The following is a 265-nucleotide window of genomic DNA, read 5'->3' on the forward strand; positions in this document are numbered from 1 at the left end:
ATTTTTACTACTGTAAAATCCTGTATCTGTTCCCCTCTTATTTTTATCCAGAAATTCTTTTTATTTTCGCCTGCCTCTATGGCATTATCCAGAAGGTTTGCAAAAATGGTTGTCACATCCATATCCGCCAGAAAATCCAGGCTGATACCGCCCATATTACATTCTGCCTGCCCCGGTTCCAGCTTTTTTAATTTGTCGTTCAGAATCATGTTCAACATTCTGTTATCTGAATAAAATTTCAGTCCCAGAGAATTCAGCATTCCGT

General features: G+C 38.5%; 1 protein-coding gene. It reads right to left on the minus strand.

Translation table 11 applies throughout. The features are described 5' to 3' along the window. Positions 1 to 209 (minus strand): GHKL domain-containing protein (locus QVP40_RS12200; protein ID WP_288200553.1); only part of this gene is annotated, 209 nt, incomplete at its 3' end. Between the last annotated feature and the right edge of the window lie 56 nt (positions 210 to 265).

Source organism: Blautia sp. CAG:257 (genome assembly GCF_000433815.1).
Classification (GTDB): domain Bacteria; phylum Bacillota; class Clostridia; order Lachnospirales; family Lachnospiraceae; genus Blautia_A; species Blautia_A caecimuris.